This window comes from Arthrobacter sp. GW460-12-1-14-TSB2, from assembly GCF_059423525.1.
Genome location: NZ_JBWKYC010000018.1, coordinates 63,858 through 79,448, shown reverse-complemented (window position 1 = coordinate 79,448; position 15,591 = coordinate 63,858). Strand labels below are relative to the sequence as shown.

Here is a 15,591-nt window from a genome sequence, read left to right as displayed (position 1 = left end):
GCAGGGCGGCGACTAGCCGCCAGCCGCGCGGGGCACCGCACGACGCAACACCCCGGCAACGAAGACCGCAGGGAAACATACAAACTTGGAAGGAACCACCATGAGCGTCAACACTGTGCCCGCGGGCGAAACTCCCGCCGGCCTGGACCTGGCCGACTACCTGCGCGTGGTGCGGGTGTATTGGAAGGCAATCGTCGCCTTCACCCTGCTGGCCACGTTGACGGCCTTCGGCTGGACCGTTCTGCAGCCGAAGATCTACTCGTCCGATTCCAGCGGCATTGTGGTCACCCCGGGCTCGGACAACGTGAGCCTTTCCCTCGCCGGGGACAGCCTGGCCAAGGCGAAGGTCAAGAACTACGAGTCCGTGGCCAAGTCCCGGCTGGTAGCGGACCGGGTCATCGCCTCCCTGGAGCTCAAGACCACCGCCGATGCGCTGCTGGGCACCATCAGCGTGAAGGTTCCGCTGGACACGGCAGAGATCCGGGTGACGGCCCAGTCGCCGGATCCGGCAACCGCCCAGCGCGTGGCCGATGCCTGGGTCAACGGCCTCGCCGCCCAGGTGGAAGCCATCGAAACCGCCACCCCGGAAACAGCCACAACAGAAACAACCACGCCCGACGCCGGCACCTCACCGGCCGCTGCACCAGCAGCCACGGCCTCCGCCGTCCGGATCCTCCCGCTGGGCAAGGCCGTCCTTCCCACCAGCCCGGTGTCCCCGAACGTCAAGCTCACCCTTGCGCTCGGTGCGCTCATCGGCCTGGCCCTGGGCGTGGCCTATGCGCTTGTCCGCCGGCACCTGGATCGGCGGATCCGCAACGCCGCGGAGATCGAGCGGCTCTTCGACGTCCCGGTCATCGGTACCCTCCCCATTGATCACCGCCTGGACGAGAAAAGCACCATTCTGGACGCCGGGGCCGCCGCGCAACTCCACGACGCCGGCGGGGCGATGGCCGAGGCCCTCCGGGAACTGCGCACCAACATCAGCTTCCTGGACGTGGACCAGCCGCCGCGGATCATCGTGGTCACCAGCTCCATGCAGGCCGAAGGCAAGTCGACCGTGACGGCCAACCTGGCGGTCACCATGGCGGCCGCCGGTGAGAACGTTGTGGTGGTCGACGGCGACCTCCGCCGCCCCACGCTGGTGGACGTTTTCAACCTGGTTCCGGGAGTCGGGGTCACCGATGTGCTTACCGGCACCGCCGAGCTTGAGGACGTCCTCCAGCCCTGGGGTGCGCTGCCCAACTTGTCCGTCCTCGGCTCGGGCCGCATTCCGCCGAACCCCAGCGAGCTGCTCGGGTCCAAGGCCATGAAGAACATGCTCAATGCCCTGGCGGAGAATGCCATCGTCCTGATCGATGCCCCGCCGCTGCTGCCGGTCACGGATGCTGCCGTCCTCTCCCGCGTCGCAGACGGCGCCATCGTGGTGATCCGCACGGGCCGGACCACCCAGGAACAGCTGGGGCAGTCCCTGGGCAACCTGGAAAAGGTGAAGGGCCGCATCTTAGGCGCCGTCCTCAATTACGTGCCTACCAAGGGCACGGACGCCTACTCCTACTACGGCACGTACACCTCCGCCACCGGATCGGTACCCGACTCTCTCTCCGCTCCGGAATCCCTCGCCCCGGAGGTGTTTGTTGACGACACCTTCCAGAGCAAAATCCAGCGGAAGAACGACGGCGACGTGCTGGAACCGGTGCCCGCCGGCCGCCGGGCACGGGGCTAGGTCAGCCGTGCCGAACCCAGCCATGCAGGATCCGGCTGACGAAACGCAGCTGAGCATTCCCGAAGCCGTGCTCCTGGGCCATGCCCTGGTGCAGCGGGTGGCGGACAGCCTGGGGATCCGGGCGTTCTTCATCAAGGGTCCGGCCAGCGTGGTCCAGGGGCTGCGCCTGCCCAAGATGTCCGTGGACGTGGACGTCTTTGTGCCACCGGCGGACCTGGAGCCACTGCTGTCAGGCATGCGCGAGCGGGGCTGGCGGGAGCGCCCGGTGGACCCGGATGAGCGCAGCTTCCCGCGTCACTCCACCACCATCGATCACCCGGAATGGCCGTGCTGCATCGACGTCCACTTCCGCTTTCCCGGAATGGAAAACCCTCCCGGCGACTCCTTCGACGTGATGTGGGCGCACACGGAGGACCTTGAACTTGCAGGGCAGGTGGTGCGGGTCCCGTCAAAGGCGTTGGGCATCCTCATCCTTGCCCTGCATGCCCTCCGCTCGCCCCATCTGCCGAAGAGTCAGCAGGAACTAAAGTTCCTATGCGAGCTCACCGAGCGGGAGTCGCACGCGGCGGAAATCCTGGACGTCGCCACGGCCACCGGTTCGCTTGCTGCCATGCGCCCCTTCCTCGAGGACCTGGTCTCCCAGCCGAAGCCAGAAGAATGGCCGGAGGCGTCCACGGAATGGCGCAACCGCCTGCTAGCGAAGGAGCCTGGCAGCGCCCGGATCGTCGCCATTGCCCAGGCCCCGCTGCGGGACAAGCCGAGGATGCTGTTCCGTGCGGTCTTCCCTGCGCCGGAAGTACACCTGTCGAGGAACATCTACGCGGATATGTCCCTCAGGGGCCGCCTCCGGCAGCATCAGGCCCGGTGGGCCCGCTTCCTGCGCGCGGTCCCGAAGATCGTCAAGGACCTCAGCCAACTCCGCCGGCGTGATCCAGCGGCCAAATCCGCAGGGCCACTTCACCGATAACCTCGGAAGTCCCCACCGTCCGGACGCACCCCGGCGACGCGCCATTCGAAAACGCCGACGCCGGGTTCCCGGCCTGCGTCCGGCAGTCCAGCACCGAGTCCGCCGAGCCGGAGCGGTGGTCGCCCAACATCACCAGCTGGCCCTCGGGAACAGTGAATGACGGGAAGCAGCGCGCCGAGCTGGGAACAGAGGCACAGTCTAAAACCCCGGCCTGAAAAGGGAAGTCCTGGTAGATGTAGGGCTCGTCCAGCGGCTGGCCATCCACGCTGACCCGGCCATCGGTGCCGCAGCAGCTGACGGTCTGGCCGCCCACGGCGATGACGCGCTTCACCAGGAACTGCTCGTTGGAAACGCCGATCCCCGTAAGGTCGCCGAAGGCGCGTGCCACGGAGCCCAGCCCGCCGCCGTCGGGCGCTGCTGTTTCATGCTGCCAGGAGGCCGGACGGGTGAATACCACCACGTCGCCCCGCTGCGGTGAGCTGCCCGCGTAAGCCAGTCGGTTCACCAGGATCCGGTCGCCGCCGCCCTGCGAGCCCTGCAGCGTCTGTTCCATGGAGCCGGACGGCACCCGGTACACCTTGACCAGGAACGCCTGGACCAAGGCGATGGCGAGGAGGGCAACCAGCATATTGAGGGCGAGCAAAGCCCAGAGGGGGAGCTTCCTGCGGGCGGCTGCGTTCACGCCCCAAAACTACCCCACAACGCCCGTGGGGCTCTGATGCGGTCAGTGGGCAACTGTTCGAGCAGCGGCACTGCTCAGGGGGCGGGTTCGTACCCGATGAGCCAGTGGAGTCCGTGGCGGTCGATCACCTGGCCATCGGATGCACCCCAAGGCTTGGGGGCCAGGGGATCCACCACGTGGCCGCCAACGGCGAGCTTGTCGAACCACTCGTGGAGGGTCTCGGGTTCGGCGGTCCCCAGCAACGAGAGCATGAGGCCTTCGAACCGGACCGTCTTCCCGTCGGCTGGCGCATCCGATCCCGCCAGGGCCACGGTGCCGCTGAGGACTCCGTGGGCGATGTGATCCGGCGGGCCGTCGCTGCTACCGAAGTCCGCCTTGGTGTAGAGGGATAGCTCTCCACCGAAGACGTCACGGTAAAAGGTGAGTGCTTCGCGCGCCGTGCCGGGGAAACTGACATAGATCTGCGGTGCCGTCATGCCCACAGCCTACACACGGGGATTTAGTCTTCAGTGCCCGCTGGCAACCATTCGCCCTGCCGCGTCAGGCACAAAATCAACCCCATCAAGCGCACCCGGTGCTTGACGCATCTCACGGCTTCCGCATATCCTGAACGAACGGTCGGTAATTATTTATCGGATATGCATAGGAGCAACCATGGCAACGCAGACCCTGCAGTCAGTGCCCGCTGAGCTGACACCTGAACAGCTGGAAGAGGCAGCCCGGCACGAGGCTGAAGGTCAGGCGTACTTTGACCGCGTCATGGCGGAGGATTCGCGCATCGAACCCCGCGACTGGATGCCGGCTGCCTACCGCAAAACCCTCATCCGGCAGATCTCGCAGCACGCGCACTCGGAGATCATCGGCATGCAGCCGGAAGCCAACTGGATTTCCCGCGCCCCCAGCCTGAAGCGCAAGGCCATCCTTATGGCCAAGGTCCAGGACGAGGCCGGCCACGGCCTGTACCTGTACTCCGCCGCCGAGACCCTGGGCCAGCCCCGCGACCAGATGATGCAGGACCTGATGGACGGCAAGGCCAAGTACTCCTCCATCTTCAACTACCCCGCACGCACCTGGGCGGACATGGGAGCCATCGGCTGGATGGTGGACGGCGCCGCGATCGCCAACCAGGTTCCGCTGTGCCGCGCGTCCTTCGGCCCCTACGGCCGCGCCATGGTCCGCGTCTGCAAGGAAGAATCCTTCCACCAGCGCCAGGGCTTCGAGATCCTGCTGGAACTCTCGCACGGCACCCCCGAGCAGAAGCAGATGGCCCAGGAAGCCGTCAACCGCTGGTACGCCCCGGCCCTGATGATGTTCGGCCCGCCGGATGACGATTCACCCAACTCCAAGCAGTCCATGGCCTGGAACATCAAGCGCTTCAGCAATGACGAACTGCGCAACCGCTTCGTCGGCATGATGATGGAGCAGGTCAAGGTCCTGGACCTCACCCTCCCGGACAAGGACATCCGTTTCAACGAAGAAACCAAGAAATGGGAACACGGCCCGCTGGACTGGGACGAGTTCCACGAGGTCCTGAAGGGCCGCGGCCCCTGCAACGCCCAGCGTTTGGAGCGTCGCCGCGAAGCACACGAGAACGGTACTTGGGTGCGCGAAGCCGCCGCAGCGTACGCCCGCAAGCAAGCAGAGAAGGAATCCGCAGCATGAATCCCCAAACCCCCGCCGGCAACGTCTGGCCCATCTGGGAAGTCTTCGTCCGCTCCAGCCGCGGCCTGTCCCACGTGCACGCCGGGTCCTTGCACGCGCCGGACGCAGCGATGGCGCTGCGCAACGCCCGTGACCTTTACACCCGCCGCAACGAGGGCGTGTCCATCTGGGTTGTCCCCGCGGACGCCATCGCTTCCAGCGATCCGGACGCCAAGGGCGCCTTCTTCGAGTCGCCCCAGGGCAAGGACTACCGGCACGCGACGTACTACACCAAGAGCGAGGGCGTGAAGCACCTGTGAGCACCTCACCCGCAACCACTGAAGAAACAGGCGGCCACGGGGACATCTCCGTGGGCGTCGCCACCGCCGGCACCAGCGGGGACGCCACCGCCAGCGCCACCCGCATTACGCCGGGCAACGCACTCCGCCCGGAGGACATTGCGCTGGCTGTCAGCCGCGGCACCGCCAGGCCCACCGAGGACGTGGCCGAGTTTGCGCTGCGCCTGGGCGATGACGCACTGATCCTGGCCCAGCGCCTGGGCCACTGGATCTCCCGAGCTCCCGAGCTGGAGGAGGACATCGCCCTGGGCAACATCGCCCTGGACCAGTTGGGCCACGCCCGCTCCTTCCTCAGCTACGCCGGCGGACTCAACGGCAAGAGCGAGGACGACCTCGCCTACTTCCGCTCCGAGGACGAGTTCCGCTCAGTGGAACTCGTCGAGCAACCCAACGGGGACTTCGCCGTCACTATCGCCCGCCAGTTCGTGGTGAGCTACTACCAGTTCGAGCTCTACAGCCGGCTCACCAAATCCACAGACGCCACCCTGGCAGGCATCGCCGCCAAGGCAGTGAAGGAAGTGGACTACCACCGGGACCACAGCGCCCAGTGGGTGCTGCGCCTGGCCCTCGGCACGGACGAATCGCGCCGCAAGATGATCCACGGCTTCAAGGTCATCTGGCCCTACGTTGACGAACTGTTTGCCGACGACGAACTCACCGCCCGCCTCGCGGCGGCGGGTGCCGCCGTCGAGCCTTCCAGCCTCCGCGCTGACTTTGACCGGCTCACCGGCGAGGTCCTGGCCGAGGCGGAACTTGAGGTTCCGCAGGTTCCGGCCGCACTGGGCGGCGGACGCCGCGGCAAGCACTCCGAACACCTGGGCTACATGCTGGCCGAGATGCAGGTGCTGGCCCGCCAGCACCCAGGAGCGAGCTGGTAGCCATGTACGTCAGCCACCCCACCGCGGAGAGCGACCGCAAGGAAGCGAAAACTCCGGAGCAGAAGGCCTGGGACCTCGCCGCCACGGTGTGCGATCCCGAGATCCCGGTGCTCACCATTGCGGATCTGGGCATCCTGCGCGATGTGAAGCTGTTCGACGACGGCGGCATGGTGCCCGCCGTCCAGGTCACCATCACGCCCACGTACTCTGGCTGCCCGGCCATGGACGCTATCCGCGATGACCTCAACGCGGTGTTCGCCAAGGAGGGCTACCCCAACGTGCACGTGGAGCTGGTGCTCAGCCCCGCGTGGACCACGGACTGGATGACCGAGTCCGGCAAAGCCAAGCTGCAGGAGTACGGCATCGCGCCGCCCAGCGGCCACAGCAATGCAGTACGCCACGCCGGTCCCATCCGCCTGAGCCTGGCCGTCAAATGCCCGCAGTGTTCATCGTTGAACACCAAGGAACTCACCCGCTTCGGTTCCACCTCCTGCAAGGCGCTGTACGTCTGCCAGGACTGCAAGGAACCGTTCGACTACTTCAAAGTTTTGTAAGGAACAGGTGCTCCCATGACTGTTGTCCGCCAGACTGCCGCCGAACAGGCCACGGCCACCGGCCGCCGTCGTGCGTCCTTCCACACGCTGACGGTGGCGGAAGTCCGCCGGCTCACGGAAGATGCCATCGAAGTGACGTTCGGGGTTCCGGCGGAGCTTGCCGGCCAGTACGACTACCTGCCGGGCCAGTATGTGGCCCTGCGCACCACCATGCCGGATGAGAACGGCCAGCCGCACGAGGTACGCCGCAGCTACTCCATCTGCGCCGAGCCGCGCAGCTTCGCAGACGGCACCAGCGAGATCCGTGTGGCCATCAAGAAGGACCTGGGCGGGCTGTTCTCCACCTGGGCGAACGCCGAGCTGAAGGCCGGCGACCAGCTGGACGTGATGAGCCCCATGGGCGCGTTCGTCTCCAAGCACGGCCGCGACGGCAAAACTGTTGAGCAGAACGTCATGAACTCCATGAACCACCCGGAGGATTTGGCGGGGGAGCCCGGCAGCTTCGTGGCCATCGCCGCCGGTTCCGGCATCACCCCGGTGATCGCCATTGCCCGCACGCTGCTGGCGGCCAACCCGGAGACCCGCTTCGACCTGATCTACGCCAACAAGGCCGCCATGGACGTGATGTTCCTGGAGGAGCTGGCGGACCTGAAGGACAAGTACCCGTCCCGCCTGGCCCTGCACCACGTGCTGTCCCGCGAGCAGCGCATCGCGCCGCTGCTGAGCGGAAGGATCGACGCCGAGAAGCTCCAGGCGCTGCTGGGCACCGCCATCCACGCGGACGATGTGGACGAGTGGTTCCTGTGCGGGCCGTTCGAGCTGGTGCAGCTGTGCAGGGACACCCTGGCAGCCCGCGGCGTGCAGCCGGAGCATGTGCGCTTCGAGCTGTTCACCTCCGGCAAGCCGGACCGCCCCGAGGGCAACATCGGCCGCCCGGTGATCGCTGACGAGTCCAAGGCGACGTACAAGATCACGTTCAAGCTGGACGGCCTCGAGGGCAAGGTGGAGAGCCCCACCCATGCGCGCGAATCCATCCTCAACGCCGCCCTCCGCGTGCGCCCGGACGTGCCGTTCGCGTGCGCCGGGGGAGTGTGCGGCACGTGCCGCGCCAAGGTGGTCACGGGTGCCGTCACCATGGACGAGAACTACGCCCTGGAGCAGGATGAACTGGACAAGGGCTACGTGCTCACCTGCCAGTCCCACCCCACCACTCCGGACGTCACGGTCGACTTCGACGTCTAAGCCTTTCCCAACCCGGCTGTCACGGCCACGAACAGGAGCCCCATGATCTCCCTCTCCATCGCCGACGGCATCGCCGAGGTTGTGCTGAACGCGCCGCACAAGCTGAACTCACTGGACGAGCAGGCGCTGAAGGATTTAACCCAGGCGTACGACGACGCCGCTGCCGCCGCCTCGCGCGGTGAGGTGCGGGCGTTGCTGCTCAGGGGAGAGGGACGCGCCTTCTGCGCGGGCCGGGACATTGCCGGCGTGACGCCGGAGACTGACGACGTCCAGGGCTACCTGGGCGGGCTGCTGCAGCCGCTGCTGCAGAAGATGACCGCGTTCCCGGCTCCCACGTTCGCGGCGGCGCAGGGCGCCTGCCTGGGTGTGGGGCTGGGCCTGTTGCTGGCCACGGACGTGGTGTACGTGGCGGAGGACGCGAAGTTCGGCTCGCCGTTCGCCAAGCTGGGCGCCACGCTGGATTCCGGCGGGCACTGGTACTTCACTGAGCGGCTGGGCATGCACCGGACGCTGGACCTGATCTACACGGCCGAGCTGATGAGTGGCGCCGAGGCCGTGGCGCAGGGCATGTTCAGCCGTGCGATGCCCAAGGGTGAGCTGCTGGAAAACACCCGCGGCATCGTGGCGAAGGTTGCCACGGGTGCCACGGGTGCCTTCAATGCCAGCAAGGACCTGGTGGCCCACATCCGCGACCAGCGCCTTGGCCTCTGGGAGGCAATGGAGGAGGAGAACGCGGAGCAGGCCCGGCTGTGCAAGTCCGAGGACTACTCGGAGGGCTTCAAGGCGTTCCAGGAAAAGCGGACCCCGGTCTTCAAGAACCGGTGAAACTAAACCGCCGGATCGTCAACCATGGTGACGCTGCCCGTCAGTTCCGTCCACACGTCTGATTCTGTCGGCATGTTGGCAGGGCAGGCGAGGTCGAGTTCCATCAGTCCGCTTCCGGACGGCATGGCGCGCACGGCCAGGTGGACCACCAGGTCCACGTCGATCTTGTTCTTGAACCGCAGCTCGGCTTCCTGCAGCTCGATCACGCGGCCGTCCGCATTCCGCAGTTTGGTGTAGAGCGACTCAGCGTCGGTCACTACTGTGACCGGCGAGGCGGCTGCTTTTTTGATGCCTTCAATTTCCGCCTGCATGGAGGCCTTTGTTGCCTCTTCATCCGTGACGGCACCGCTGGGCGGCAGGACCGCCTGGTGCGTGGTGAAGAGGCAGGGGTTGTCGCTGCTGCGGTACTGGGTGGTGCCGTCTTTCGTATCTGAGATGGTCCAGCCGGCAGGCATCTGCACGGACCAGACCGGCGGCGACGTGAAGTCTGCGTCCTGGAAGATATAGATGTCCTCTTCACCGGAGGCAGCGGCCGAGGATTCGTCGGTGGTGGCTTCCTCCGTCGCCTGAGCGGACTCTGAACTGCCGGCTGTATTCGGGGATGTCGGGGAGGCTTGCGAGGCTTGGACAATTGCTCCCAGCCACAAGAGACCTCCAAAGGCCAGGATGGTCAGGGTGCCGATGCCGATCAGCACCCAGCCCCACACCGGGAATTTGCGCTTCGGCGGTGTCTGGCCGAACTGCATCGGGCCCGGGTGGCCATATTGTCCGTGTCCGGGGTCGTACGGCGGCTGGTTGAAGTTGTACTGATCTGCGCGCGGCGGATAAGGCGGTTGGCCGTATGGCTCCTGGTTTTCGTAGCCGGGCTGGACCGGCTGGTTCTGCTCGCCAGGCTGCTGGTTGTTATTCAAGATTTCCCCCAATATTTGTGAAAGCTGCAACCAGAAGTATGTCCGAAAAAGTGAAGGCCCACGATGGGCAGGGCTCCCCATCAAGACGTAATCTTGGCCCTGAATTGCCAGTATCCTCAATCGATTTGTATGGTGCAGCTATGACTTTGGGGAAATCCGTAAGAAAAGCCGTCATTCCTGCTGCCGGTTTGGGAACTCGCTTCCTGCCCGCCACCAAGGCGATGCCGAAGGAAATGTTGCCGGTTGTTGACCAGCCCGCAATCCAGTACGTGGTTGAAGAAGCCGTCAAGGCGGGCCTGGACGATCTGCTGATGATCACGGGCCGCTCGAAGCGCGCGCTGGAGGACCACTTTGACCGGGCCCCGGCTCTGGAGCGCACACTGGAGCTCAAGGGCGACCTGGAGCGCCTGGAGGCCGTTCAGCACGCCTCCAGCCTCGCACCGCTGCACTACCTGCGGCAGGGCGATCCGAAGGGCCTGGGCCACGCCGTCCTGTGCGCCCGACAGCACGTCGGGGACGAGCCGTTTGCGGTACTGCTGGGTGATGACCTCATTGATGCTCAGGAGGACCTCCTGAGCATCATGATCGATGTCCAGGCCAAGACCGGCGGTTCCGTGATCGCCCTGATCGAGGTGGACCCGTCGCAGATCAGCGCCTACGGCTGTGCGGACATCACTCCTGTGGACGGCGAGAACTACTTCCAGGTGAACCGCTTGGTGGAGAAGCCCTCTGTTGAAGAGGCCCCGTCCAACCTCGCTGTCATCGGCCGCTACGTGCTGCACCCGGCTGTGTTCGACGTCCTCGAAGAAACCGAGCCTGGCCGAGGCGGGGAGATCCAGCTGACGGATGCCCTGCAGACCCTGGCCACCACCGAGGGCGAGGGCGGCGGTGTCTACGGCGTGGTGTTCCGTGGGCGCCGCTACGACACCGGGGACAAGCTCAGCTACATCAAGGCTGTTATCTCGATTGCCTCGGAGCGCGTGGACTTCGGTGAAGAATTGAAGACGTGGATGAAGGAATTCGTGAACGACTAAGTCGGTTCATGAATCGCTTTTCGACAGGCTCAACGTCAGGTGGCGTTGAGCCTGTCGGCGTTTGAGCTCCAGGATTCCAGCCCGGGCCGCCAATGCCCCTATGACACAGCCCGCGGTGTTTGTGACAAGATCCAGCGGGCTCGCGAACCGATCGTGGAGAAAGAGCTGCTGCCCTAGCTCCATGCAGCCGGAGACCACCAGACCGAAGGCGCCAAGCTGCCAAAGCCGCTTGTTTGGGAAGGCCAGTGAGGCCGCCATGCCCAGCGGCGCGAAGAGGGCCACGTTGGCCGAGGCCTCTATGAAGGAGTAATTGACCCAGCCGGGAATTCCCAGCGTATGGATGACAATGAGGAAGCCTGCGAGTTCGCCCTGCACGGGTTTGTCTACCGGGCTGGGCCAGAAAGCCACCAGCGCTAACGGCACCAGCATGGCGGCGAGGACTGCCCGCCAAAGCCGAGGCTGCGCGAGACGCTTCAAGCAGGCCTCAAGATGTCCGGAGAAGGGCTAGGGCTGACACTCCCAGCGCAGCGATGGCTAGGAGCCCTAAGAGCATGTACGGGAGTGCGTGGAGTGGCGGCAAGGGCACAGAAAAGTCGAACTGCCAGCGTGGACGGCGCCAATGTCTCCCCATAACTCTCATGAATACCACACTCGGTGGTTGAGTAACTGCAAAACTTCGGTGGTTGAGCTTGTCGAAACCTTAAAAGCAGAGGGCGGGTGGTTCTCCGGTTTCCCGGAGAACCACCCACCCTCTTTGGTGCTTGTTGGTTTAGCCCTACGCTGCGGCCTCAGACTTGGCGCGGCGGCGAACTACAACTACCGAGGTTGCGCCGGCAGCCAGTGCGCCTGCGCCCACCAGGGACCACAGAACCAGGCTTGCATCGGCACCGGTGTTGGCGAGGGCTGCGCCACCCCCGGTGTTGGCCAGCGGGGCACCGCCGGTGTTTGCCAGGCCGGCGCCTTCAACGGTGACCGTTGCTGACTCGCTTTTTCCGGACGTAAGACCGGTTGCGGTCAGCGTGTAGGTACCGGTTTCGCTGATGCTCAGCGGGAAGGCGAAGCTGCCGTCGCTTGCAGCCGTGGTGGAGAACGTCTGCGGTGCGAGCGGCAGGGTGATCTTGCCGGACACGGTGCGGCTACCGTTGGAAACGCCAGCGCCTGCCGCAGCAGGTGCGCCCGTCGTCGTGACGGTGATGGACAGCGGTTCATTGTTGAAGAAGGCCGCTGCGCGGCCGCGGAAGGTGAACGTCTCGCCGGGGCCCGGTGAGGCGTTGCTTACTGCAACCACTGCGGCCGGGGCCGGGTACTGGGCTGCGACCGCCGGAACGGCGCCGATAAGTGCGATGGAACCTGCGAGTGCAAGTGCTGCAAGTGATTTCTTCATGAGTCCCCCTGAGACCGTAAAAACGTTTGTGTCACGTGATTGGTGGAGATTTCCGATCCCCCGAGTGACCGTAGGTTGAAATCTCATTGGCTGTGCCCAACTACAAGTTAGCATCCCGTGACGGGTGTTACCAAAGTGAATCAAGTCGCTTTACATACTGTTAACGCGATGTCTACTTCCCGGGAACGCATTCCGCGGCTTCGGTGCCAAGAATCACATCTTTGACGGGCTGGACGGTTGGTGTGACAACCAGGTTAGGTTCAGTGTGCTGGACAATTTTTCCGAAAGTTAGTTCCACGGTGCTGCTTTGGCCAGGCGCCAAGGTGACTGTCACGGCTCCCACGGGCCGGTTGTCATGCCTGTGTGCGGCGAAATCAGTTTTTCTACCATCTACGGTCGCGGTTTCAACTTTGGCCTGGACCGGACCGTACGCAATGACGTTGGTCTGGACCGTACCTCGGGGCACACCAAAGACGCCGCCACCGGTCACATAGTCAGGCAAGGTGCTTGCTGCATCTCGTGGTGCTGTATTGGTGCTCGTAATACGGACCTTTATCTGGCCGTACTCGTCGCCAGTACATTCCTCAACGAGTTGCACCGTGCGCTTCACGTAGTAATCCATCTTGGCGCCGGTTCCATCATTGAAATAGACGCCGAATTGCGCAGGGGAAACGCTAGGTCCGGTAATGGAACCGCTAAGTGGATACTTCGTGATCACTGACTGTTCATTCGCCACATCGGACCAAACAAGGACACGGCCCTCGGCTGTTGCGCGACTGATCCCCTCGATCAGGCCTTTGGCGTCACCCTGGCCATTGGAAAGGGCCGCGAAGATTTCCTGTGCCACACCCGCGAAATACGCATCCTGAAGCTTCGGCTGTTCGATCTTGCCGTAGACATCTGAAAGCAGGGTGGACACTACGTTCTTACCGTTCAGCTCGGTGGGCAGGACACCGCTGGCGGCTGCGGCGAGTTCTGGTGTGCGAATTTTCACCGGGCCGGTGGCGTCCAGGATGTATCCGAGAGCAACGGGGTCGATGGAGATCACACCCTCTACACGCTGTCCAGTCTTCTTTTCCCACATTTTTTGGGCGGTGGAGGCGGATGTCGGGAAATCCGGAGTCAGGTTTACATCCTGCATGTACTTGCCGAGGCGTCCGGAATAGATTTGTTGCTGTTCCGCGTCGACCGGCAACGTCGGGGACATGATTCCCACTTCGCTGGCGCTACTTTGCTCCCCGAGCGCTAGCTTGCCCCCGTCTAGGGTGAGCACTGCCAATGCCCCGGGGATTCCGCCCGTTGCACGAGTTTCCGCATTGTTTTGAATCATGAGCAAGTATTTGCGTGGCCCATCAGCTCCGAGCATTCCCGGGGCTATCTGGGAGGCATTTGCCGCCGCGTCCAACGCACCTGTGGCGGCTTGGAACTGCTCTCGAGCTCGTCCGAGCGGCTCAGCGACCTGAGGGAGTAGGCTGCTGGCATCAATCTCCTCTAGCCGTTCGGCCGAGACTCGCACGGCGTGTGCGGCCGATGAAACGCTGGGGGAGGCTTCTTGAATCGGCCCCAAGTTCGTCCCGTCACTGCTTGGAAGCAGAGTGTCCCAATTTAGGGATCCGAACACGTTAGCTAGAGGGGTCAACCCGAGCGTTGCAATGTCGTCGGCAGACCGGGCAACTTCCGTGATGGCACTGAAGTTGGCCCCGAACGCTGGAATGGCGGAGGCCAAGGTCCAGAGAGGGTCACCGGCGGCGTCTCGTGCGGCTCCTGTGTGAGTACGGAGCAACCTGACAGTTTCGACGGCCTCTTGCGGTCTTTCGGCCGCAATTTCCTCCTTCAATGTAGGAATCAGTTGCGCTGCGGCTTCGAGTTCGGTCTTAACGGCATTTGCCTTAGCTCCCAGCCAACTCGCTGTTACCAGCATGAGGATTGCGGCGGCAGCGAGCAGCGCTGCCACGACCGCGCGAGGGTGGCGGCGCCGGCCGCGATTGATTCGGCTGTCCCTAGAGGATGCTGAGAGGGTCTCTCCCGTGGCGTGTGCTCCCCCCGCGTCAACCTCAGAACCATTACGCCCCATAGTTAGGGTCGTCCCAGGCCGCGGTAGGTCCATCCAGCCGCGCGCCATTTGGCTGCGTCGAGCACATTTCGTCCATCCAAAATGCGCATAGAAGAAACTCGGGATCCGAGTTCATAGGGGTCTAGGCCACGATACTGCTGCCATTCCGTGAGTAGAAGCAACACGTCAGCATTGCCGATGGCCCGATCCAGGTCGGCTTCATACTGTAGTTCTGGGAATCTTTTGGCGGCGTTCGCCAAGGCTTTTGGATCGGTTACCGTGACTACTGCACCTTGGAGTTGGAGTTGGGCGGCAATGCTAAGTGCTGGTGAGTCCCGAACGTCGTCACTTTCGGGCTTGAACGCCGCGCCGAGAACCGTGACCCGCGTGCCCAATAGGGACCCACCGCAGATTTCCCGAGTCAACTCGACTACACGCGAACGGCGGCGCATGTTGATGGCATCGACTTCCCTCAAGAAGGTCAGGGCCTGATCAGCCCCCAGTTCACCGGCCCTAGCCATGAATGCACGAATGTCTTTCGGCAGGCAACCACCGCCGAATCCGATACCGGCATGTAGAAATTTTCGCCCAATTCTGTCGTCCATGCCGATAGCGTCCGCGAGCCGAGTCACATCTGCGCCGGTGGCTTCGCATACCTCTGCCATCGCGTTGATGAACGAGATCTTGGTTGCCAGGAACGAGTTGGCAGCCGCCTTTACCAGTTCAGCTGTCGGGTGGTCGGTGACCAAGCGTGGCGTTCCACCCGCTAGCGAGCCTGCATATACCTCGTCCAACACCGCTACAGCAGGGTGGTCCTCCGAACCATCAATAACACCATAGACCAAACGGTCAGGACTTAGGGTGTCAGAGACGGCATGCCCTTCACGTAAAAACTCCGGATTCCAGACCAAGTGGGCCGACGGCTCTTGATCGTTGACGAGATCAGACAGACGCGCAGCTGTCCCGACCGGGACAGTGGACTTGCCCACCACGACATTTCCAGGTGCGAGGTGAGGCAGGAGCTCCCGCGCTGCTGCGTCCACGTAGGTCATGTCGGCGCCGTTTTCGCCCTTCTTTTGCGGTGTTCCGACACATATGAAGTGGACGTCGCTGCCGGCCGCCGCGGACATGTCGGTGGTGAATGACAACCGACCAGTGTCCTGAACGTCTCGAAGAAGAGCTTCCAAGCCAGGCTCGTAAAATGGCGCCGTAGCATTGGATAGCTCTGATACCTTTCGCTCGTCCACATCTATGCCGACCACATCGTGACCGAGTTTTGCCATGCATGCGGCGTGTACCGCACCCAAGTAGCCGCAGCCAATAACGGAAATGCGCATG

The 15,591-nt window shown here is 63.9% G+C and carries 16 protein-coding genes; 9 read left to right on the top strand and 7 right to left on the bottom strand.

The features are described from left to right. Window positions 1–100 precede the first annotated feature (100 nt). Both AC07YR_RS18675 and AC07YR_RS18670 read left to right on the top strand, forming a co-directional pair. On the top strand, window positions 101–1,723 hold the full coding sequence (locus AC07YR_RS18675) for a tyrosine-protein kinase domain-containing protein (protein ID WP_494734831.1): 1,623 nt from the start codon (window positions 101–103) through the stop codon (window positions 1,721–1,723). A gap of 7 nt (window positions 1,724–1,730) precedes the next feature. Continuing rightward, complete coding sequence (locus AC07YR_RS18670) at window positions 1,731–2,690, top strand: nucleotidyltransferase family protein (RefSeq protein WP_494734830.1); 960 nt, start codon at window positions 1,731–1,733, stop codon at window positions 2,688–2,690. Here AC07YR_RS18670 and lepB read toward each other — a convergent pair. Continuing rightward, window positions 2,632–3,372 carry a signal peptidase I gene (lepB, locus tag AC07YR_RS18665; protein WP_494734829.1) on the bottom strand — a complete coding sequence of 247 codons (741 nt, stop codon included), beginning with the start codon at window positions 3,370–3,372 and terminating at the stop codon, window positions 2,632–2,634. The two genes, AC07YR_RS18670 and lepB, sit on opposite strands and share 59 nt — an antisense overlap. Window positions 3,373–3,446: 74 nt before the next feature. Beyond that, window positions 3,447–3,848 carry a VOC family protein gene (locus AC07YR_RS18660; RefSeq protein ID WP_494734828.1) on the bottom strand — a complete coding sequence of 134 codons (402 nt, stop codon included), beginning with the start codon at window positions 3,846–3,848 and terminating at the stop codon, window positions 3,447–3,449. Window positions 3,849–4,026: 178 nt separating this feature from the next. On the opposite strand from AC07YR_RS18660, the gene paaA reads away from it, so the two are divergent. From paaA to AC07YR_RS18630, 6 genes are read left to right on the top strand one after another with little or no spacing between them, the layout of a single operon-like run. After that, the gene (gene paaA, locus AC07YR_RS18655; protein ID WP_055804578.1) at window positions 4,027–5,034 is read left to right on the top strand and encodes a 1,2-phenylacetyl-CoA epoxidase subunit PaaA; all 1,008 of its coding nucleotides are present in this window, start codon (window positions 4,027–4,029) and stop codon (window positions 5,032–5,034) included. Further along, window positions 5,031–5,333 carry a 1,2-phenylacetyl-CoA epoxidase subunit PaaB gene (paaB, locus tag AC07YR_RS18650; RefSeq protein WP_436058426.1) on the top strand — a complete coding sequence of 101 codons (303 nt, stop codon included), beginning with the start codon at window positions 5,031–5,033 and terminating at the stop codon, window positions 5,331–5,333. The genes paaA and paaB overlap by 4 nt, the downstream gene beginning before the upstream one ends. Next, window positions 5,330–6,250 carry a 1,2-phenylacetyl-CoA epoxidase subunit PaaC gene (gene paaC / locus AC07YR_RS18645; RefSeq protein ID WP_494734827.1) on the top strand — a complete coding sequence of 307 codons (921 nt, stop codon included), beginning with the start codon at window positions 5,330–5,332 and terminating at the stop codon, window positions 6,248–6,250. The genes paaB and paaC overlap by 4 nt, the downstream gene beginning before the upstream one ends. Window positions 6,251–6,252: 2 nt before the next feature. After that, the gene (gene paaD / locus AC07YR_RS18640; protein ID WP_494734826.1) at window positions 6,253–6,804 is read left to right on the top strand and encodes a 1,2-phenylacetyl-CoA epoxidase subunit PaaD; all 552 of its coding nucleotides are present in this window, start codon (window positions 6,253–6,255) and stop codon (window positions 6,802–6,804) included. A gap of 15 nt (window positions 6,805–6,819) precedes the next feature. Next, window positions 6,820–8,046, top strand: a complete 1,227-nt coding sequence (gene paaE / locus AC07YR_RS18635) for a 1,2-phenylacetyl-CoA epoxidase subunit PaaE (protein ID WP_494734825.1) — start codon at window positions 6,820–6,822, stop codon at window positions 8,044–8,046. A 42-nt stretch (window positions 8,047–8,088) separates the two neighbouring features. Further along, entirely contained in the window at window positions 8,089–8,871 is a 783-nt protein-coding gene (locus AC07YR_RS18630; RefSeq protein WP_494734824.1) for an enoyl-CoA hydratase/isomerase family protein, read from the top strand. A gap of 2 nt (window positions 8,872–8,873) precedes the next feature. Here AC07YR_RS18630 and AC07YR_RS18625 read toward each other — a convergent pair whose 3' ends face one another. Next, complete coding sequence (locus AC07YR_RS18625; protein WP_494734823.1) at window positions 8,874–9,782, bottom strand: hypothetical protein; 909 nt, start codon at window positions 9,780–9,782, stop codon at window positions 8,874–8,876. A 140-nt stretch (window positions 9,783–9,922) separates the two neighbouring features. On the opposite strand from AC07YR_RS18625, the gene galU reads away from it, so the two are divergent. Next, on the top strand, window positions 9,923–10,816 hold the full coding sequence (gene galU / locus AC07YR_RS18620) for a UTP--glucose-1-phosphate uridylyltransferase GalU (RefSeq protein ID WP_494734822.1): 894 nt from the start codon (window positions 9,923–9,925) through the stop codon (window positions 10,814–10,816). Between the two features lie 6 nt (window positions 10,817–10,822). Here galU and AC07YR_RS18615 read toward each other — a convergent pair whose 3' ends face one another. From AC07YR_RS18615 to AC07YR_RS18600, 4 genes are all read right to left on the bottom strand, one after another. Continuing rightward, a complete protein-coding gene (locus tag AC07YR_RS18615) occupies window positions 10,823–11,293 on the bottom strand; it encodes a VanZ family protein (RefSeq protein WP_494734821.1) in 471 nt (156 codons plus the stop codon). Between the two features lie 298 nt (window positions 11,294–11,591). Continuing rightward, window positions 11,592–12,200, bottom strand: coding sequence for an LPXTG cell wall anchor domain-containing protein (locus tag AC07YR_RS18610; protein WP_494734820.1), 609 nt, complete (start codon window positions 12,198–12,200; stop codon window positions 11,592–11,594). Window positions 12,201–12,372: 172 nt separating this feature from the next. Next, on the bottom strand, window positions 12,373–14,154 hold the full coding sequence (locus AC07YR_RS18605; protein ID WP_494734819.1) for a DUF4012 domain-containing protein: 1,782 nt from the start codon (window positions 14,152–14,154) through the stop codon (window positions 12,373–12,375). A gap of 122 nt (window positions 14,155–14,276) precedes the next feature. Next, the gene (locus tag AC07YR_RS18600; protein WP_494734818.1) at window positions 14,277–15,590 is read right to left on the bottom strand and encodes a UDP-glucose dehydrogenase family protein; all 1,314 of its coding nucleotides are present in this window, start codon (window positions 15,588–15,590) and stop codon (window positions 14,277–14,279) included. Window position 15,591 lies beyond the last annotated feature (1 nt).